We start from the raw sequence: 18,604 nt of genomic DNA, 5'->3' as shown, positions 1-18,604 counted from the left end.
TCACGTTGACGCCGCCGACCTCGAAGGTCGAGGCGAAGATCTTCTTGGCCTGGCCGAAGCCGTCCATGTCGCTGATGTCGTCCGTGGCCACGTTGCCGGTGATCAGCTTGGTGACCGCGAGGTTCACGCCCTGGAGGATCAGGAACGTGCCCAGCGTGACCAGGAAGCTGGGGAGGCCGGTCCTGACCAGCAGCCAGCCGTTGAAGAGGCCGACCCCCAGGGACGCCAGGAGCGCGACGAACACGCCGACCCAGACGTTCGTGGTCAGCTGGTAGCTGAGCATGGCCGCGGTGAGCGCCGAGGTGATCACGGCGACGCCGGCCGACAGGTCGAACTCGCCGCCGATCATCAGCAGCGCCACCGGCAGCGCCATGATCCCGATGGTCGACGACTGGTAGAGGATGTTGGCCATCGAGCTGCCGTCGCGCACCGGCGGCGCAGCGACGAGGAAGAACACGAAGACGGCGACGGCGCCGAGGAAGACGCCGACCTCGGGCCGGGCGAGCAGCCGGAGCGCCAGGGGGCGCTGCTTGGTCCGCCCGTCGCTCTGCTTCGGGCCGGGAGCCGGCGGTGTGCTCACCGCCGGCGCAGCCTGCTGGGTCATGCTCATCACCGAGTGCCCTTCGCGGCGAACTTGGCCACGGTCTCGACGTTGGACTTGTCGACGAACGCGGGACCGGTCAGCACCGGCTGCTCACCGCCTCCGCTGAAGTTGCCGTTGGTCTTGTAGAGCCAGAGGGAGTCGACGGCGAGGTAGCCCTGGAGGAACGGCTGCTGGTCGACGGCGAACTGGATGGAGCCCTTCTCGATGGCGGAGACGAGGTCCTTGTTGAGGTCGAAGGTGGCGACCTTGGCCTTGCTGCCCGACTCGGACACCGCCTGCGTGGCGGTCATCGCGACGGGGGCGCCGAGGGTGACCACCTCGTCGATGGAGCTGTCCTGCTTGAGCTTGGCGGTGATCGTCGACTTCACCGACGGCATGTCGGTGCCGTTGACGTAGAGGATGTCGGTCTTGCCGGAGAACGTCTTCTTCACGCCGGCGCAGCGCTCTTCGAGGTTGACGTCTCCCTGGGCCTGGATCACGCACAGCGCGTGCTTGCCGCCGGTGCCGTTGAGCTTGTCGCCGAGCGCCTGGCCGGAGACGGCCTCGTCCTGACCGAAGAACGACAGCAGGCCCTGCTGCTTCCAGACGCTCAGGCCCGCGTTGAGGCCGACGACCGGGATGCCGGCCTTCTCCGCCTTGGCGACGACGTCCTTCAGGGCGTCCGGCTTCGCCAGGGTGACGGCGATGCCGTCGACCTTCTGGTCGATCGCGTTCTGCACCAGGTTGGCCTGGTCGCCGGCGTTCTCGTCGTTGGAGTAGATGAGCTTGACGTTGTCCTTGGCCGCGGCGGCCTCGGCACCCTTGCGGATGGTGTCCCAGAAGGTGTCGCCCGAGGGGGCGTGGGTCACCATCGCGATCGTCATGCGGGGGGTGTCGGCCTTGCCGGCGGAGACGGGGTTCGCGGCTTCCTCGGCCTTCTTGCCGCCGGAGCTGCTGGAACAGCCCGCGAGGGTCAGGGCCGCGGCGGCGGCCACGGCCACGGCGGGAGCGATTCTGCGGGAGCGGGGGAGAAGAGTGCGGTTCATGATGCGTGCACCTCACTGTGCAACTGGGAGGGAGAGGTGGATCGGGAGACCGCCGGGCGGGCCGGGGCGGTCGCGACGGCCCGGGGCCGGGGCCGTGTGCGGGAGGGGAGAGCAGGCTGAATCCGTCGCGGGGCCGTGTCACCGGCGCCTTGTGGGCGTCGTAAACAATGGCCGGGCGGATCCCGGCGAGCAGTGAGCCGTCGTGCTCCCGGGCTGACTTCGTCGGAACAACAGAACAATTTAAAGCGCTTTAAGTCCTGGTACTATCAACCTTGTTTCACGAGGGTGTCAAGGGTGTTGCACGAGGAGTTTGTCCAGGGGAGGCGCATGTGGACGAGATGGGTTCCGCCCGTCACCGGAACGGCACGAACAGGCGCCCCCGGCTGGAGGACGTGGCCGCGCGGGTGGGTCTGTCGACGGCCTCGGTGTCCCTGGTGCTGCGCGGGGTGGCCGGCCCCAGTGAGCGTACCCGGCAGCGTGTCCTGAAGGCGGCCGCCGAGCTCGGCTACCAGGCGGACCGCACCGCGAGCCTGCTGGCCAGCAGGCGCACCCGGCTGCTCGGCGTCATGGTCGACATCCACAGCCCCTTCCACGCCGAACTGGTCGAGCACCTGCACACGGCCGCCGAGGACGTCGGCTACGACCTCGTGCTGAGCACCCTCACCCGCACCCGCGACGAGCACACCGCCGTGGAGACGCTGCTGGCCTTCCGCAGCGAGGCGCTGATCCTGCTCGGCCCCACCGCCCCCGCCGACACGCTCGCCGCCCTCGACGGCAAGTCCCCCGTCATCGTCGTCGGCCGCCGGATCGCCGACGCCGGCCTGGACGTGGTCCGCACCGCGGACGACGACGGAGTGGGCCAGATCGTCGACCACCTGGTCGGCCTCGGCCACCGCGAGATCGTCTACGTCGACGGCGGCAGGGGCGTCATCGCCACCGACCGGCGCCGCGGCTACCGTACGGCCATGCGCCGGCACGGCCTGGACGCGCACATCCGGGTCCTCGCCGGCGACAACACCGAAGCGGCCGGCGAACGCGCCGCCCGCCACCTGATCGACGGCGGCACGCTGCCCACCGCCGTCGTCGCCTTCAACGACCAGTGCGCCATCGGCGTCCTCGCCGCCCTCTCCCGCGCAGGCGTCGACGTCCCCGGTGAGGTCTCCGTGGCCGGCTACGACGACGACACCCTCTCCCGCCTGAGCTGCTTCAACCTCACCACCGTCAGCCAGAGCGCCAGGGAACAGGCCCGCCATGCGGTGACCGCCGCCGTCGAACGCCTCGACGAGGACCGCACCGAGCCCAGCGAGGTCGTCCTCACCCCGCACCTCGTCGTTCGCGGCACCACGGCCGGGCCGGCCTGAGCCGACGTAGAGCAGAGCAGTGGAACGGGCGTACAGGAGAGCAGTGGAACACCAGACGCAGCAGGAACAGGCCGAGCCCGAGGTGCAGGCGCGCATCCGGGCCAGCTTCGAACGCCAGGGGCTGATGGGCCACCTCGGGGCGCGGGTCACGCACATCGCGCCGGGGTGCGTGCACATCGTGCTGCCCGGCCGCCCCGAGGTGACCCAGCAGCACGGCTACTTCCACGCGGGCGCCACCAGCGCCATCGCCGACAGCGCGGGCGGCTACGCGGCGTTCACCCTGTTCCCCGAGAACACCTCGGTCCTCACCGTCGAGTACAAGATCAATCTCCTGGCGCCGGCCGAGGGCGATCACATCGAGGCCGTGGGCACGGTCCTGAAGTCCGGACGGACCCTGACCGTGTGCCGGCTGGAGGTGTTCGCCGTCCAGGGCGAGCGGCGGTCGCTCGTCGCCACCGGACAGCAGACGCTGATCCGCGTCAACAAGCCCGAACAGTGAAACCCGGGGAAGACGACATGAACCCACTCACCAGTGCCATCGAGCCGGAGGTCGCGGCGTGAGGATCTCGCAGCGTGCCCGGGCGGTCGCCCCGTTCTACGCCATGGAGTTCGGCAAGCATGCCGCGACGCTGGAGTCACAGGGGCACCACGTCGTCAAACTCAGCCTCGGTGAACCGGACTTCGGGGCACCCCCGGCCGTCCTCGGCGCGATGCGCGAGGCCATGGATGGACGACCCATGGCCTACACCCCGGCCCTCGGACTGCCCGCGCTGCGGCAGGCGATCGCGCGGTTCTACGAGGAGCAGCACGGCGTCAAGGTCGACGCGTCGCGGGTCGTCGTCACCGCGGGGGCCTCGGCCGCCCTGGTGCTGGCCACTGCCGCCCTCGTCGACCCCGGCGACGAGGTGCTCATCGGCGACCCGTCCTATCCCTGCAACCGGCAGATCGTCGAGAGCTTCGGCGCCCGCGTCACCCTCGTCCCCACCAGCGCCGAGACCCGTTTCCAACTGGACAAGGGATCCGTGCGCGCGCACTGGACGGACAGCACGCGCGGCATCATGATCGCCACCCCGTCGAACCCGACGGGCACCTCGGTCCCGGCCGAGGAACTCGCGGCGATCTGCGACCTCGCGCGCGAACGCGACGCTTGGCGCATCGTCGACGAGATCTACCTCAACCTCAGCGACCACGACGACCGGGGCCGGCCACCGCGCAGCGCGCTGTCCTTCGACCCCGACGCCGTCGTCATCAACAGCTTCTCGAAGTACTTCGGCATGACCGGCTGGCGGCTCGGCTGGTGCGTCGTCCCCGAGCCCCTCGTCCCGGCGATGGAGCGCCTCGCCCAGAACTACTTCCTCTGCGCCTCCGCCCCCGCCCAGCACGCCGCCCTGACCTGCTTCACCCCCGAGTCCCTCGCGGTCTGCGAGGCCCGCCGCGCCGAGTTCGCCGAGCGGCGCGCGCTCGTCCTCGACGGCCTCGCGGCGATCGGACTGCCGGTCCCCGTACCGCCCGACGGCGCGTTCTACGTCTACTTCGACGTCGGCGACACCGGACTCACCTCCTGGCAGTTCTGCGAACGGGCACTCCAGGAGGCACACGTCGCCCTCACTCCGGGCCGGGACTTCGGCGTGGGCACGGCGGACACGCACGTCCGCCTCTCGTACGCGGCGTCCACGGACGACCTGCGCGAGGGGATCACCAGGCTCGGGAAGTTCGTGGCAGCACTGCGCTGAGCTCCCGCAGCCCCGCCCTCTCGGCCCTGGGGGGATTGTCAGGGTCTTGACGGTCAGGCCTTTGACCAATACCGTCCCAGGTGTCTCGTGGGACGAGTGGCCGACCGACGCGGAAGGGCCTGCACGTGACCGACACCTTTGACGCCGATGTGGTGATCGTGGGCCTCGGCCCCGTCGGGGCCACCGCCGCGAACCTGGCGCACGACCTCGGTCTGCGGGTCGCGGCGTTCGACCGGGCCGCGGGCATCGAGCCCCGTCCCCGCGCCGTCGGGTTCGACCAGGAGGCGATGCGGGTCTTCGGCGGCCTCGGCCTCGCCGACGCGATCGCCGACCACGTCATGCCCTACCGGCCGTCCGAGTACCACAACGGCGACGGTCAGGTCATCAAGCGCATCGGCACCGCCCCACCACCCCACCCCCTCGGCTGGGCCCCCAACTACGTCTTCCTCCAGCCCCGCCTGGAAGGCGCACTGCGCCGACGCCTCGCGCGGGTCGACGGTGTCGACGTGCACCTCGGCACAGAGGTGACGGACGTACGGCTCGACGGCGAGGGCGCCACCGTGGAGGTGGTCGAGGCGACCGGATGTCGGCGCGAGCTCCGTGCGCGGTATGTGCTGGCGTGCGACGGCGGCGGCAGCCCGTCGCGAAGGCGCCTGGGACTGCGCATGGACGACCTGGAGTTCGACCAGCCCTGGCTGGTGGTGGACCTGTTGCTGCGCCCCGGCGCGGGGGAGGGCCTGCCGCGGACGAACGTCCAGTACTGCGAACCGGCGCGGCCGAGCACGTTCGTCGTCGGGCCGGGCAACCACCGCCGGTGGGAGTTCATGATCAATTCTGACGAGCGCCCCGAGGACGTGTCCGACCCGGACTTCATCCGCGCTCTGCTCTCCCGCTGGCTGGATCCCGAGGAATACGACCTGTGGCGCGCCGCCACCTACCGCTTCCACGCCCTCGTCCTGGGACAGTGGCGCGTGCGGCGACTGTTCTTCCTCGGCGACGCGGCGCACATGACCCCGCCGTTCCTCGCGCAGGGCATGTGCCAGGGCATACGCGACGCCTCCAACCTGATGTGGAAGCTCGCCCTGCACCTGCGCGCCGACGCCGCCGACACCCTCCTGGACACCTACCAGCAGGAGCGCGAGCCACACGTACGTCAAGTGACGCTCACCGCCAAGGAGTTCGGCCACGTCATCTGCGAACGCGACGAAGCCACCGCCGCCAAGCGCGACGCTGACCTGCTGGCGGAGCTGGCGGCACAGCCGGAGGGGACCATCCGGCAGTCCCTGATCCCCGGCCTGCTCGCGGGCTTCCTCGCACCCGACGGCTTCCCCGCGCGCGGCGACATCCTGCCGCAGCCCAGAGCGACCGACGTCGAGGCGAGGACCGGGCTGCTGGACGAGTTCACCGGAAGCCACTTCCGGCTGGTGACGCGGCACGACACGGACCCCGCGGCGGTGGCCTCCGCCCTGCGCGCCCACCACGCCGACAACGGCTTCCCGATCCGCCTCGTCCGCCTGACCGACGGCACCGCGCCGGGCGGACGGGACGAGTACCACGAGGACCACGGAGTCCTGGACAGCTGGATGCGCCGACATGCCTGCGCAGCGGTGCTCGCCCGCCCCGACCACTACGTGTTCGGCGGTGTCCGTTCCGCGGACGACCTCAGCTCCCTGCTGGCATCCGCACGGCGACAACTGCGCGGCTGACCCGATGCGGGTGACTGGGCTGCATGCCGGTCTCGCCGAAGTGGGCGTTGTCGAGGACGACGACTGTGAGGCTGGGCGGCAGTTGGGTCGCGCCGGCTTCACGGATGCTGTGAGCGTGACCGGAGTCCCGGACATGAACGATGTGCTGGACGCCGCGCCTCTTCAACGCGGCGAACACGTCGCTCCTGGTCACGGTCCCAGGCAGAACACCCCTGGAGAAGGTGCCAATTCAGGAGTAATTTGAACGGAGTCTGCATCCTTGGACAAAGGGGGAGTCCATGGTCATGCCTGCTCCGATGCCGTTACCCGAGCCCTCTCGGAGCCGGCACTCCCAGGTTCGCGAAGCCGGCGGGTGGGAGCAAACCGCCCAACGGCCGCCGCCACCGCCGCCCGGGGGCGGTGGCGGCGGCCGGGGCGGTGGGGGTGGCGGTCGTGGTCCGAACCCCGCAAGGGATCCAGCTGGGCTCATGGACCGACTGCTCGGAGCCGAGCCCGTCGCTGAGCTGAGGTCGATCGGTGAGGCGACCCGAGACCTGGCTCGGGAGATCTCAGCCGGTGGCGAGAACCCGAATCCCCTGCTGGCAGGCATCTACTGGTGGGCCGTCATGCACGGCAGGCAACCAGCTGACCTCTTCGGCGCAGCGCGACGACTGGGCCGGCATCCCGGACCTCTTGGCGGCGTACCAGGGGGTCCGGGGCGCCGCGAACCGGGGAGACCTGCAGGGCGCACAGCAGGCGCTCGCCTTGTTCGGGCGTACCGCGGTGTTCTGTCCCGACCTCCTGGCGCCGGACGGGCAACGGCTGCGCGATCTCGTCAGGCAGGAGGTCGAAAGGGCGTTCCCGGCGACAGCGACGGCGGGACGTCCCGGATCGGACATGCCGGAACTTGCAGAACTGCCGCTGTTCGCCCAGTAGCCCCCTCGGCGACGACCGCCACTGCGGGCGGGGCGCGCCCGAACCGCGGAGTGCCCACCGGCCCTGTGGTCAGCCGGTGTGCCGGTACGGCTCCGCTCCGGTGCTGATGAGGAAGTCGGTGAGGGCTTCGGCGAGTCGTTCTGGCTGGTCCTCCGGGACGAGGGTGGAGGAGTCGGCGATCTCGAGCAGTCGGCCCTTCGGGTACAGCGCCGCCAGCCGGGCGCCGTGCTCGCGCGGCATCAGTCGGTCTTCGGTCGCCCAGACGACCAGGACGGGGCGGTCGAAGTCGCGTAGGCGCTCGCTCCAGGCCAGCAAGGTCTCACGCTTGGGTGCCGAGGTGGCGAACTTGGCGAAGTCCCGGCGAATGGCCCTGCTCCGGGTCGCGGGAGCGAACCAGTCGTCCATGATCTCGTCCGGGATGCCGCGCAGACTCATACCGCCGTATCCGTTGCGGTTGTTCCGGAACGCGGGGATGCGCATCAGCCGCGTCAGCAGTCGGACGCCGCCGGGAACCCTGCACACGGTGGCCACCGCCTTGGCCGGTCCCGGGGGAAAGTTGTCGAACGCCTCGCATGCCACCAGCACGAGCCGCGCCACTCTTCGGCCCTGCTCTTCGGACACCAGGAACTGGCCACCGCCCCAGTCATTGAGGACGAGGGTCACCTCGTCCAGGCCCAGCCGTTCCACGAACTCGCCCAGCAGTCGTGCGACACCGCGGTGGGACAGGTCGGCGTCCGGGTTCATCGGCCGACGATGACCGCCGAGGGGCAGTGTGGGCAGGATGCAGCGATATCCGTCCAGCAGTGGTACGACTTTGCGCCACTGCGTCTCGTTCATCGGCAGGCCATGGCCGAACACCAGCACCGGCCCTGCACCGCCGGTGTCCTGATAGTCGATCGGTCCGGACGACAGTTCGATCTCCGGCATCATGCCCCCACTTGATAGATCGTTCTACTGTAGTCTGACAGGACGAAGGGTGACAGGTAAATGGGACAGCGACAGCCGGACACACGGAGCAGGATCGAGAGTACGGCCACGGTGCTGTTCCGCCGCAACGGCTACCCCGGCACCGGCCTGAAGCGGATCGCGACGGAGGCGGACGCGCCCTTCGGCTCGATCTACCACTTCTTCCCCGGCGGCAAGCAGCAACTGGCCGAGGAGACGATCCGCACGTCCGGAGCCGCGTACGGCCGGATGGTGCTGGAACTGCTGGACAGCGTCGCGGACCCGGTCGAGTCCGTCGCGCACGCCTTCGAGGCGGCCGCGGACGACCTCGCCGCGACCGACTATGCCGACGCGTGCCCGATCGCGACGGTGGCCTTGGAGGTCGCCAGTACCAATGAGGTCCTGCGGGTCGCGACGGCGGAGGTCTTCGCCGAGTGGGTCGTCGCCGGTGCACAGTGGTTCGGCCGCTGGGTGCCCGACCAGAACGCCGCGCGGTCACTCGCCCAGTCAATGATCATGATCCTGGAGGGGGCGTTCGTACTCTCCCGGGCCGCCCGAGATCCGGAGCCGCTGCGGGTCGCCGGCCGATCGATGGCCACGTTGCTGCGCGCCGCCTTGGAGCAGGCCGGCGAGGGCTGATGCCCATGGGCGGGAGGGGCGACAGGAAGGGGGGAGGCCCCCTGGCGCTGCTCCCTATCGCACCGGGGTCGTCTCCAGCAGTTCGCGGGCCATGCCCCGCGCGGGTGCCTCGGTCTGTTCCGCGACGCGTCGGAAGGTGTCCTGGGCGGCGCGGGCCGGCCAGGCGGGGGGCAGGTGCCGGGCGGGGAGTCGGGGGTCCGTGCGGATGGTCCAGAGCCATTCGCTGACCAGTCGCAGCCGCGTCGCGATCGGGTCGTCTCCGGTTCCCGTGACCGGATGGGCGGTCCAGCGCTTGTCGAAGGTGACGTAACGGGCGGCGACGCTCTCCAGGTCCCAGGTGTCGCGGACCATCAGCTCGATGTCCGTGGCACCGTCGGCCCGGGCATGGAAGATCTTGACGTGGTCGGTCAGACCGAGTTCCGCGACGACGGCGGAGACGTCGACGTCCCCGGGGGCGATCCACAGGCCGCTGTACAGCGCGCCGAATCCGGACCAGGTGAGCCGTGAGCGCAGGTCGTGGCGCTGGCGCTTCCAGGAGTCGGGGAGGGAGAAGCCCAGCAGCGTCCATGAGCCGTCCCAGTCGTCGTTGACGGCGCCCTGTCTCCAGATGCGGGTGCGGCCGTCCTCCAGGACGCGAGTCGCCTGGGGGGTGAGACCGAAGTACATCCTGCGGCCCTCGCGTTGGCGCCGCAGCAGGCCCCGGTTGACCATGCGGGTCAGCGTGGACCGTACGGCCTGTTCACCGACCCCGACGCGGCCGAGGACGTCGATGATGCTGCCCGAGTACACGCACAGGTCCCCCTCCTCCAGGACATGGTTGCCGAAGAAGGTGAGCATGAGCGACTGGGGACGCTGCTGCGGTCCGTCCGAGGTGTCCAGGATGTCGTCGTTCTCCACGATGGCAAGCGTACGGCCGCCCACCGACAGCCCGGCGGGCGGTCGTACGGAGGTCATCGGCCGTCGGTGGGGTGGGCGAGGTCGTAGGGGCGCAGGTAGGGGGTGGGACGGTACGCCACGTAGCGGGCGGGGGTCGTCGGGTCCGCCTTCGTGGCGCTCGCGTTGAGGGAGTCCGGGTCGGTGCCGTGCCAGCTGCCGGTGGCGAGGCGGTCCTCCAGCGTGTGCAGGGCCCCGAGCTGTTCGGCGGGGCTGAAGGTGCAGTGGCCGGCGTTGTCGATGTACGCCTGGCGGAGGAGGGGCGCGGAGCCGGCCGCGGTGACCGCCCGGTTCAGGGCGCTCTCCGTCTGGACGGGGACCAGGGCGTCGCCGGTGGTGTGGATGTCCAGCTGCGGCTTGGTCAGCTTGCCGGTGAAGGCGCTCGTGCGGCTCATCCAGGCGGCGGCGGACGGGTCGGCGCCGATGCGCGGGGCCTTGTTGAGCGTGGCGAGATCCTTGCGCAGGGAGAGACCGGCCTTCTTGTACAGCTCGGTGACCTCCTTGCGGACGGAGGACTGGCCGAGGAGCTTCGCGTAGTCCACGCCGGTGTTCCAGGACATGTTGCCGCCTGCCCGGGTCTCGGCCTCCAGCCGCCGGCTGAACGCGGGGATCTGGATCAGGCCCTTGAGGGCCGAGTACTGGTTGGCCTGCTGGGCGTCCCAGTCGGTCGCGGCGGGCCGGGTCTGGGACGGGTCGTTCCAGACCGGGATGTTGTGCAGGGCGGCGGCGAGGGCGACGCGGGCCCGTCCCTGGGGCGTGGTCTGCGCCGAATCCACCGCGGCTGCCAGGGTGTTGGCCGCGGTGGTGGCGGCCGCCTGGTCCGGGATGTTCACCAAGGGGACGCCGGATCCGGGGGCGAGGAGCGTCTTGACGGCGAAGACCGGGTCGAGGGTGTTGTTCCAGTTGGCGACGCCGCCGTGGACGAGGCCGCACATGGCGAGGGATCCGTCGATCCGCTGCGGGGCGCGTTCGGCGATGGCGGTCGTGACGAGTCCGCCGTACGACTGTCCCCAGGCGATGGTGCTACGGGCCTGCCCAAAACGTTCCTTGAAGAGGGCGAGGGTGGCGAGCTGGTCCGGCACCGCGTCCGTCACAGCCCAGCCGGTGGTGGCGTAGGAGGAGCCGACGAGGGCGTAGCCCTTGTCGAGCAGGAGGGCCTTGGTGGCGTCGTTCGGGGCGTTCTGGGCGGGGTTGGGGGCGCCCCCCGGGCGGTAGCCGTGGCTGAAGAGGAGCACGGTGCCGTTCCAGTCGGCGGGTACGTCCATCATGTACGCGGCGCCGGAGGGGAGTTGGCCGTCGACGTGGGTGGTGTCGGCGGCGGACGCGACGGCGGAGGTGGGGAGGACGGTGGCGGCGAGCAGGAGGGCTGCGACGAGAGCCGTGCGGGGGCGGGTCATGCGGTGATTTCCTCCGTGTGGGGGGCGGTGGGGCGTTCGGTGGCTTCGGTGAGGGACGCCTTGCTGGTCTCGCGCACGAAGCAGACGGTCAGTGCGGTGATGAGGGAACCTCCGCAGATCAGCAGCGCGACGGGGGTGCCGCCGCCGCTGCCGGCCACCAGGCTTGTGGCGATCATGGGGGAGAAGCCGGCGCCGATGAGGGTGGCGCCCTGGTAGCCGAGGGAGGCGCCGGTGTAGCGGACCCGGGTGCCGAACATCTCGCTGAGCAGGGCGCCCAGCGGGCCGTACATCGTCGACTGGGCGATGCCGTGACCGAGGACGACGGCGAGGATCAGCAGCCCGGGAGACCTGGAGTCGACCAGCGCGAGCACGGGGAAGGCGAGCGCGGCCGAGGCGAGGGCTCCGGCGAGGACGACCGGGCGGCGGCCGACCTTGTCGGAGAGCGCGGAGGCGCAGGGCAGGACGAAGAGGGCGACGCAGGCGGAGACCGTGAGCGCGGTGAGCACCTGCGGGCGGGCGTAGCCGATGCCGGTGGCGTACGCGATCATGTAACTGGTCAGCAGGGACTGGGCGGTGAAGGCGCCGATGCCGACGCAGCAGGCCAGCAGCACCGGGCGCGGGTGGCGCAGTACGTCGAGGATCGGCAGCCGGGACTCGGCGCGATCCTGCTTCACCTCGGCGAACAGCGGGCTCTCCACCACCTTCAGCCGTACGAAGAGCCCGACGCCGAGCAGCACCACGCTCAGCAGGAACGGCACGCGCCAACCCCAGGCCGTGAACTCGTCCTTGGGGAGGGTGACGACGAACGTGACGACGGCGGTGGACAGCAGGGAGCCGAGCGGTGCTCCCATCTGCGTGAAGCTGGACCACAGGCCGCGGCGCCGCTCCCCGGCGTGCTCGACGACCATGAGGGTGGCACCGCCCCACTCACCGCCGATGGCGATGCCCTGGACGACACGCAGGGTGATCAACAGGGCCGGTGCCCACACGCCGATCGTGTCGTAGGTCGGCAGCAGGCCGATGAGGAAACTGGCGCCGCCCATCAGGCCCATGGTGAGCAGCAGTACGGACTTGCGGCCGAGCAGGTCGCCGAAGTGACCGAAGAGGACGCCGCCGAGCGGGCGGGCGACATAGCCGGCGGCGAACGTGCCGAACGCGGCGATGGTGCCCACGGCGGGGTCGGCACCGGGGAAGAAGATTTCGCCGAAGACGAGGGCGGCGACGGTGCCGTAGACGAGGAAGTCGTAGAACTCCACGGCGGTGCCGAGCAGTCCGGAGAGGGCGACTCGGCGCAGCTGCCGGGTTCGTTCGCGGTTCGGGGGCGGTGATGCGAGGGGGGACGGGGGCATCGCGGTCTCCCTTGACCGGGGGAAGGACACCGCGAAACTAGGGCTCTATCCTTACCGTCGTCAAGAAAGTGCACAACATTGGCTGGTGGGCGGCAGGGGCCGCCCACGCCTCACAGCTCCACGGCCGCCCACGCCTCACAGTGCCACGGCCGCGGCCTCACGCCGCTGCTCCACCCCCCGCCCGAACCGGCGCAGCAGCAGCAGCGCGGTCGTGGCGAGGCCGATGAGCAGCCCCAGCCAGATGCCCACGGTGTGCCAGCCGGCGGCGAAGCCGAGGAGGGCGGCGGTGGGCAGGCCGACCAGCCAGTAGCCGACCAGGGTGACCCGGAAGCCGCCCTTGGTGTCGTCGAGGCCGCGCAGCAGACCCACGCCGATGTTCTGGGTGCAGTCGAAGAACTGCATCACCGCGGCGATCAGCAGGAGTTGAGTCGCGAGGTCGGTCGCCGACTTGTTCTCGCCCTCGAAGAACGGCGCCAGCACGAGGCTCGGCACGGTGACGTAGACCAGCGCGACCACCGCCATGACCGCGGCGGCGCACGCCAGGGCCGTCGACTTCAGCCGCTGGGCCGCCGCCGTGTTGCCCAGGGCGAGTTCGCGGCTCACCCCGAGTGACGCGGCGTGCGAGAGGCCGACCGCGATCTGGAACACGATGTACACGAGCTGGTTGACGGCCGTGTGCGCGGCCAGCGCGGCCGTGCCGAAGCTGCCGACCAGGAGCGCGACCACGGAGAAGAAGCCCGCCTCGGAGCCGTAGGTCGCGGCGATCGGCACTCCCAGACCGGTCAGCCGGCGCAGGGTGGCCGGGCGGGTCTTCCAGATGCTCAGCGACAGCACCGGTGCCAGCGCGGGGTCGCGGCGGGCGGAGACGTACAGCGCCAGGAACGACAGCGTGTACACCGACGAGGTGGCCAGCCCGATGCCGGGCAGGCCCAGCTTGGGCAGACCCCAAGTGCCGTGGATGAAAACCCAGTTGAGGCCCGCGTTGACCGCGATCGAGGCGATCGTGATGCGCAGCAGGGCCTGCGGGCGGCGCATGCCGACCGTGAACTGGCGGATCGCCTGGAACCACAGGCAGGGCACCAGTCCGGGCGCCATCGCGTACAGCACCGGCTTCGCCGCGTCGACGACGTCCGGGTCCTGGCCGAGGAACACCACGGCGTGCCCGATCAGCACCATCAGCACCGCGCCCGCGAGACCGGCGAGCGTGGACAGCAGCAGGCTCGCCCGGACCAGGTCCCGGACCTCCTCGTGGGCGCTCTCCGCCTCGGCGCCCTCCTTCTCGGCGCGCGCGTCCGCCGCGGCGACCTGGTTGCCGACGGCGGTGACCAGGCCCACGCCCATGGTCCGCAGCTGGTTGAAGATGACCATGGCGAGACCACCGGCGGCCAGGGCCTCGGTGCCGATGAGGCCCATCATGACCGTGTCGGTGGTGGTGAGCGCGACCTGGGCGAGCTGGGTGAGCGCGAGCGGGACGGCGAGCGTGGCCAGGGCGCGGCCGTCGACGAGGAGGCGGGAGAGGGCGGGCGGCATCAGTTCTTTTCCTGCGGGGTCATTTCCTGCGGGGACTCGGGGGCCGCGGTGCGGCGGAGCTTGGTCAGCAACTCGTCGACCTCACGCTCGACTTGGGGGGAGAGGAGATCACGCGCGGCCATCCAGTCGTCGTCGAAGACGGTGTCCATGTACTTCTCCCCGCCGTCGTTGACCAACGCGACCATAGTGGTGCCCGGCGCCAGGGCGGACATCCGGGTCAGGGCCTCGTACACCACCCCGCCCGCCGAGCCGCCGAGGAGCAGACCGGTGCGGCGGGCGACGGCCCGGGCGGTGGCGAACGCCTCCACGTCTCCGACCTTCGCCCCCTCGTCCAGCAGCGTGTAGTCGACCATGGCCCCGATCGTCGCCCCCTCGGGCGTGCCGGTGCCGGACTGGTAGTAGTCGTGCGCGGGCGGCCCGAAGGCGATCGAGCCCTTCGGCTCGACCCCGACGATCCGCACCCCGGGCACGGTCTCGCGCAGCACGCTCCCGGTCCCGAACAGGCCGCCGCCGGTGCCGACCGCGCCGATCAGGATGTCGACCCGGCCGTCCAGGGCGGCGTCGATCTCACGGGCCACCGGGTGGTAACCGACCCCGTTGGCCGGGTTGTTGTGCTGCTCGGTGAAGTAGGCGTTGTCGGACTCGGCGGCCATCTTCTCCGCGAGGTCCTCGCGGGCGGCGGTGGCCAGTTCCTCGTCCCCGTCCGCGGCGACGTAGACCAGCTCCGCACCGAGGGCCTTCATCGCGCGCAGCTTGTCGACGGCCGCGTGATGGTCGACGACGGCGGTGAAGGTGTAGCCACGCTCGGCGGCCACGACGGCCAGACCGAGCCCGGTGTTGCCGGAGGTCGACTCGATGATCCGGCCGCCCGGGCGCAGCAGACCGCGCTCCTCGGCGTCGATGACCATCTGCCGGGCCATCCGGATCTTGGCGGTGCCGGTGGGGTTGAACTGCTCCAGCTTCAGCAGCAGCCGGGCATCGCTCTCCGTACGGCACAGCTCGAACAGCGGGGTGGCGCCGATGAGTTCGGAGACCTGCCGCACGATGGGCGGCCGGTACAGGGGGTCGTCCATGGGTGCTCCAGGGATGTCTCAGGAGGGGCGGCGGTCGAGGCGCCAGCGGAAGGAGGAGGCCGACGGTTCGACGACGACCTTGGGCGGCAGCGCAAGCTCGTGGAACGGCGACTCGTTGGAGTCCATCTGGTAGCCCGCGGTGTTGAGGTACACCAGCAGGTCGCCGACGGCCGGTTGGAGGGGGAAGGGGATCTTGCGCCAGGTGAGCAGGTCCGACTCCAGGCAGGTGGCCGCGCCCACGCACGCCGGGTACGGCCCCGCGTCGGCGACCGGACCGGACCCGGCCGGCACGAGCACCGGGTCCGGCAGGAACTCGCTGTCGAACCACTGCTCGGACAGACTGAGGCTGCTGCCGTCCACGGTGAGCACCGCGTACCCGTCGCGCTCCTTCACACCCTGCACCCGGAACACCGTGAACCCGGCCTGGTTCAGCAGCGCCCGGCCCGGCTCGACGAGCAGCGCGACACCGGCCGCCCGCAGCAGCGTGGCCAGGTCGGCGCCCTCACCGGTGGGGGTGGCCGCCAGGATCGCACGCAGGGCGTCGGCGCCGGCGACGGGGGAGTGGTACGGATAGAAGCCCCCGAAGGACTTGCCCGCGTGGAAGTGCTCGGGGCGTCGGCTCTCCTCGAACCGCCGCCAGTCCTCGGCGTCCACGTAGTCGACGGCGAAGCCGCCGCCGATGCTGATCCGGTCGGCGCGCAGGCCGAACGTGCGGGCCTCGGCGCACAGGTGGATCAACTCGGCTGCCAGGTCGACGCGTTGACGGACGTCGTAACCGGAGAGGTGGAAGCTGAAGCCCTCCATGTCGACGTGCCCGTCGGCGCATCGCCGCAGGGCGCCGCGCAAATCGCCGTCGTCCAGACCGAAGCGGCTGTGCGGCTGCTGTGGGGGCACGCGGCGCAGCAACACCCGTGCCGTACGGTCGAGTTCACTGGCCAGAGCGAGCAGGCGGTCCAGTTCGTCGAGCGCGTCCACCGCGATCAGCGCGCCCTGGAGCACGGCGACACGCAGCAGGTCGTCGCCCTTGGCCGGGCCGGTCACCACCAGGTCCTCACCGCGCACCCCGGCCGCCAGGGCCTCGCGCAGCTCCCCGTGGCTCGCCACGTCCACGCCCAGGCCCGCCACGGCGGCCCGTTCGGCGTAGACGGCAGCCTTGTTGGCCTTCTTCGCGAAATAGACCCGGCCGTCGACGCCGGCCTCGGTGAACACCTCGCGGAACGCGGCCGCGTTGGTGTCGAAGCGCCCCTGGAACAGCACGTGGTACGGGCCGCCGAGCCCGTGACTGAGCTCGTGCAGCAGCGCGTCGCCGAGGAGCGCGCGCACCTCGGGTGTGGTGTGCGAGGGGAGTGCCGGCGTCACTTCCACAGCGATACCGCCGTGCCCAGCCCCTGGGCCAGGGCGAGTTGGGCGAACCGGTGCCCGAGCGCGATGTCGGTGACGACCAGCCCGCTGTTGTACGCGAAGATCCGCTGCCCCGGGTCCGTGCGCCCGGCGGCCCGCCCGGCCAGCACCTCGGGGAACTCGGCGTCCACGTCCCGCAGTTGCCCGTCGGCGTCGGCCATGTCGGTGCCGGTGACGCGCATCTGGGCGGCGCTGGTGGCGATCACACGGTCGGCCCGGTGCAGGGTCGAGGGGCCGATGCCGTAGCCGATGAGGACGGACAGCGCGGCGGGCTTGAGCCACTCCGCGTCCACGGACGCCGGGGTGTTGGGTCCTGCGGTGGCAAGCACGACGTCCGCGTCCCCGGCCGCCGCGCGCAGGTCGGTCACGACCTCCAGCTCACGGTCGGGGAAGTGGGCGTGCAACTGCTCGCGGACCGCCCGTATGCCGTCCGGGTGCGTGCCGAACAGCATCAGCCGCTCCAGGTCCGGCAGCGTGGTCAGCAGGAACGGCAACGCGAGCCGCCCCTGCGTGCCGGTGCCGATGACAAGTGCGCTGCGGGCTCCCGGGACCGCCAGCTCCCGGGCCAGCAGTGCCGAGACCGCCGGGGTGCGCAGCGCGCCGACCCGGCCGCAGTCCAGCATGGCGACCGGCAGGCCGCTCTCGTCGTCGTACAGGGTCAGCGTCGTGTAGTAGTGCTGCTTGTCGCGGTCCTCGTGCAGCCCGTACTTGTACGACGTCTTCACCGCGACCACGCCCCGCACCCCGTCGCGGCCGAGCATCGCGTAGGCGACGGAGTGGCCGTCCTCCGGCTTGACGGTGAGCTTGCGCGGGTTGTCCGACCTGCCCTCGGCCAGCGTGCGGTACGCCTGCTCCACGACGGAGACGACATCGGACAGCGTGATGTCGATGCCCGCCACGTCGCTGGTGCTGAGGATGCGCAGGGTCGTGTCGTCGGTCGCCATGGTGCTCCCCGGGGTGTGTGAGTCGGTCATGCGAACGCCTCCACGGCCGCCTGGCCATAGCCGTGCTCGAACCGCTCGGCCTGTGGGCGGGTACGGCGGCCGGGCACACGCACGGAGGAACGTTTCAGCCAGCGGTCCGAGCCGTCGTAGCGGGCCTTGAAGGGGACCCGGCCGTGGACGACGAGGTCGTTGTCGACGACCAGGACGTCACCCGGTGTCAGGGCCACCGCCACGGAGACCCGGGACAGTTCGGCCTCGAGCCGGCCGTAGGCCGCGCGGTGCTCCTCGGGCGCCTCGTCCAGCGGGGTGTAGGCGGGGTCGAAGCGCAGCGTCGGTCCGTCCGGCGACTGCCACACGGTCGGTACGGGGGGCGGGTCACCGGCGTAGCCCCGCGCCTCGGCGTAGGCGTCGTCGGGCAGGATCGGCAGCAGCGGGCGACTGAGCAACTCGGCGTCGTCGGAGTCGAGTTGGATCTGCCGGATGCTGGCGGCCGTGGTGGCGACGGCGTCCGGGTTGCGCAGGCAGCCGAGGACCAGCAGATGGGCGCGGCCCGGGTGGAAGGCGTCCTCGGTGTGCGGGCTGAGCAGCACACTGCTGCTGGCGCCGGTCTGTTCCTCCTCGTGCCCGGGCGAGGGCACGATGTTGTGTACGAAGCGGCCGTCCTGCTGGCCCTCCCAGGCGAGCGGTGTCCCCATGACCGTGGAGAGCAGGAGCAGGACCACGTCGTGGAGCGCGCCGGCGTTCCGGGCGGTCGACCAGTGGTCCGGGGTGGGGCCGATGGCCTCGTCGTCGACCGGGAGGCCGCGCAGGACGAAGAGACCGTCGGCGGTGTCGACGGGGCGGCAGGCGTGGCGGATGTCGTCGCTCAACGCGGCTGCGGCAGTGGGGACTTGGGTGAGCAGCCCCGGGTGGGTGGAGGCGCCGTCGAAGGCGTCGAGCAGGGTGCGGGCCGTGCTGAGCAGTTCGGTCACGGCCTGGGGGTGAAGCTGACGTACAGGCGTGGCTGCCGTCGGCATGGTGAACCGTCCGTTCCGGTGCGGGTGGGGGTG

The 18,604-nt window shown here is 71.0% G+C and carries 17 protein-coding genes; 6 read left to right on the top strand and 11 right to left on the bottom strand.

Going from position 1 to position 18,604, the window contains the following annotated elements:
* Both ACFYWX_RS35970 and ACFYWX_RS35965 read right to left on the bottom strand, forming a co-directional pair.
* The coding region (locus ACFYWX_RS35970; RefSeq protein ID WP_389429043.1) for an ABC transporter permease at nt 1-610 on the bottom strand (610 nt) is incomplete at its 3' end.
* Complete coding sequence (locus ACFYWX_RS35965; RefSeq protein WP_389429042.1) at nt 610-1,629, bottom strand: sugar ABC transporter substrate-binding protein; 1,020 nt, start codon at nt 1,627-1,629, stop codon at nt 610-612. The genes ACFYWX_RS35965 and ACFYWX_RS35970, both read right to left, overlap by 1 nt.
* A gap of 338 nt (nt 1,630-1,967) precedes the next feature.
* On the opposite strand from ACFYWX_RS35965, the gene ACFYWX_RS35960 reads away from it, so the two are divergent.
* The 5 genes from ACFYWX_RS35960 (at nt 1,968) to ACFYWX_RS35940 (ending at nt 7,344) form a co-directional block, all read left to right on the top strand.
* Nucleotides 1,968-2,990 (top strand): LacI family DNA-binding transcriptional regulator, encoded by a 1,023-nt coding sequence (locus ACFYWX_RS35960; RefSeq protein ID WP_389429048.1) that lies wholly within the window; start codon nt 1,968-1,970, stop codon nt 2,988-2,990.
* A gap of 43 nt (nt 2,991-3,033) precedes the next feature.
* Nucleotides 3,034-3,489 carry a PaaI family thioesterase gene (locus ACFYWX_RS35955; RefSeq protein WP_389429041.1) on the top strand — a complete coding sequence of 152 codons (456 nt, stop codon included), beginning with the start codon at nt 3,034-3,036 and terminating at the stop codon, nt 3,487-3,489.
* A gap of 58 nt (nt 3,490-3,547) precedes the next feature.
* A complete protein-coding gene (locus ACFYWX_RS35950) occupies nt 3,548-4,723 on the top strand; it encodes a pyridoxal phosphate-dependent aminotransferase (RefSeq protein ID WP_389429040.1) in 1,176 nt (391 codons plus the stop codon).
* Nucleotides 4,724-4,848: 125 nt separating this feature from the next.
* Nucleotides 4,849-6,429 carry a bifunctional 3-(3-hydroxy-phenyl)propionate/3-hydroxycinnamic acid hydroxylase gene (locus tag ACFYWX_RS35945; protein WP_389429039.1) on the top strand — a complete coding sequence of 527 codons (1,581 nt, stop codon included), beginning with the start codon at nt 4,849-4,851 and terminating at the stop codon, nt 6,427-6,429.
* 555 nt (nt 6,430-6,984) lie between these two features.
* Entirely contained in the window at nt 6,985-7,344 is a 360-nt protein-coding gene (locus ACFYWX_RS35940; protein ID WP_389429038.1) for a hypothetical protein, read from the top strand.
* Between the two features lie 69 nt (nt 7,345-7,413).
* Here ACFYWX_RS35940 and ACFYWX_RS35935 read toward each other — a convergent pair whose 3' ends face one another.
* Nucleotides 7,414-8,271, bottom strand: coding sequence for an alpha/beta fold hydrolase (locus ACFYWX_RS35935; protein WP_389429047.1), 858 nt, complete (start codon nt 8,269-8,271; stop codon nt 7,414-7,416).
* Nucleotides 8,272-8,331: 60 nt separating this feature from the next.
* On the opposite strand from ACFYWX_RS35935, the gene ACFYWX_RS35930 reads away from it, so the two are divergent.
* A complete protein-coding gene (locus ACFYWX_RS35930) occupies nt 8,332-8,928 on the top strand; it encodes a TetR/AcrR family transcriptional regulator (RefSeq protein WP_389429037.1) in 597 nt (198 codons plus the stop codon).
* Between the two features lie 54 nt (nt 8,929-8,982).
* Here ACFYWX_RS35930 and ACFYWX_RS35925 read toward each other — a convergent pair whose 3' ends face one another.
* From ACFYWX_RS35925 to ACFYWX_RS35890, 8 genes are all read right to left on the bottom strand, one after another.
* A complete protein-coding gene (locus ACFYWX_RS35925; protein ID WP_389429046.1) occupies nt 8,983-9,825 on the bottom strand; it encodes a PaaX family transcriptional regulator C-terminal domain-containing protein in 843 nt (280 codons plus the stop codon).
* 53 nt (nt 9,826-9,878) lie between these two features.
* Nucleotides 9,879-11,258, bottom strand: coding sequence for an alpha/beta hydrolase family protein (locus ACFYWX_RS35920; protein WP_389429036.1), 1,380 nt, complete (start codon nt 11,256-11,258; stop codon nt 9,879-9,881).
* Nucleotides 11,255-12,607, bottom strand: coding sequence for an MFS transporter (locus ACFYWX_RS35915; protein WP_389429035.1), 1,353 nt, complete (start codon nt 12,605-12,607; stop codon nt 11,255-11,257). Before ACFYWX_RS35915 ends, ACFYWX_RS35920 begins: the two co-directional genes overlap by 4 nt.
* Nucleotides 12,608-12,742: 135 nt before the next feature.
* Complete coding sequence (locus tag ACFYWX_RS35910; RefSeq protein WP_389429034.1) at nt 12,743-14,137, bottom strand: MATE family efflux transporter; 1,395 nt, start codon at nt 14,135-14,137, stop codon at nt 12,743-12,745.
* Complete coding sequence (locus ACFYWX_RS35905) at nt 14,137-15,210, bottom strand: cysteine synthase family protein (protein WP_389429033.1); 1,074 nt, start codon at nt 15,208-15,210, stop codon at nt 14,137-14,139. The genes ACFYWX_RS35910 and ACFYWX_RS35905 overlap by 1 nt, the downstream gene beginning before the upstream one ends.
* Before the next feature lie 18 nt (nt 15,211-15,228).
* Nucleotides 15,229-16,569, bottom strand: a complete 1,341-nt coding sequence (locus tag ACFYWX_RS35900) for an alanine racemase (RefSeq protein ID WP_389429032.1) — start codon at nt 16,567-16,569, stop codon at nt 15,229-15,231.
* Nucleotides 16,566-17,585: an ornithine cyclodeaminase family protein gene (locus ACFYWX_RS35895; protein WP_389429031.1), complete on the bottom strand. Its 1,020-nt coding sequence runs from the start codon at nt 17,583-17,585 to the stop codon at nt 16,566-16,568. The genes ACFYWX_RS35900 and ACFYWX_RS35895 overlap by 4 nt, the downstream gene beginning before the upstream one ends.
* Nucleotides 17,582-18,526, bottom strand: a complete 945-nt coding sequence (locus ACFYWX_RS35890; RefSeq protein ID WP_389429030.1) for a TauD/TfdA family dioxygenase — start codon at nt 18,524-18,526, stop codon at nt 17,582-17,584. Before ACFYWX_RS35890 ends, ACFYWX_RS35895 begins: the two co-directional genes overlap by 4 nt.
* Between the last annotated feature and the right edge of the window lie 78 nt (nt 18,527-18,604).

It is taken from the genome of Streptomyces sp. NPDC002888 (assembly GCF_042888465.1).
GTDB lineage: Bacteria > Actinomycetota > Actinomycetes > Streptomycetales > Streptomycetaceae > Streptomyces.
Note: the sequence above shows the minus strand (reverse complement) of the source record. Positions and strands in the feature narration are given on the sequence as shown.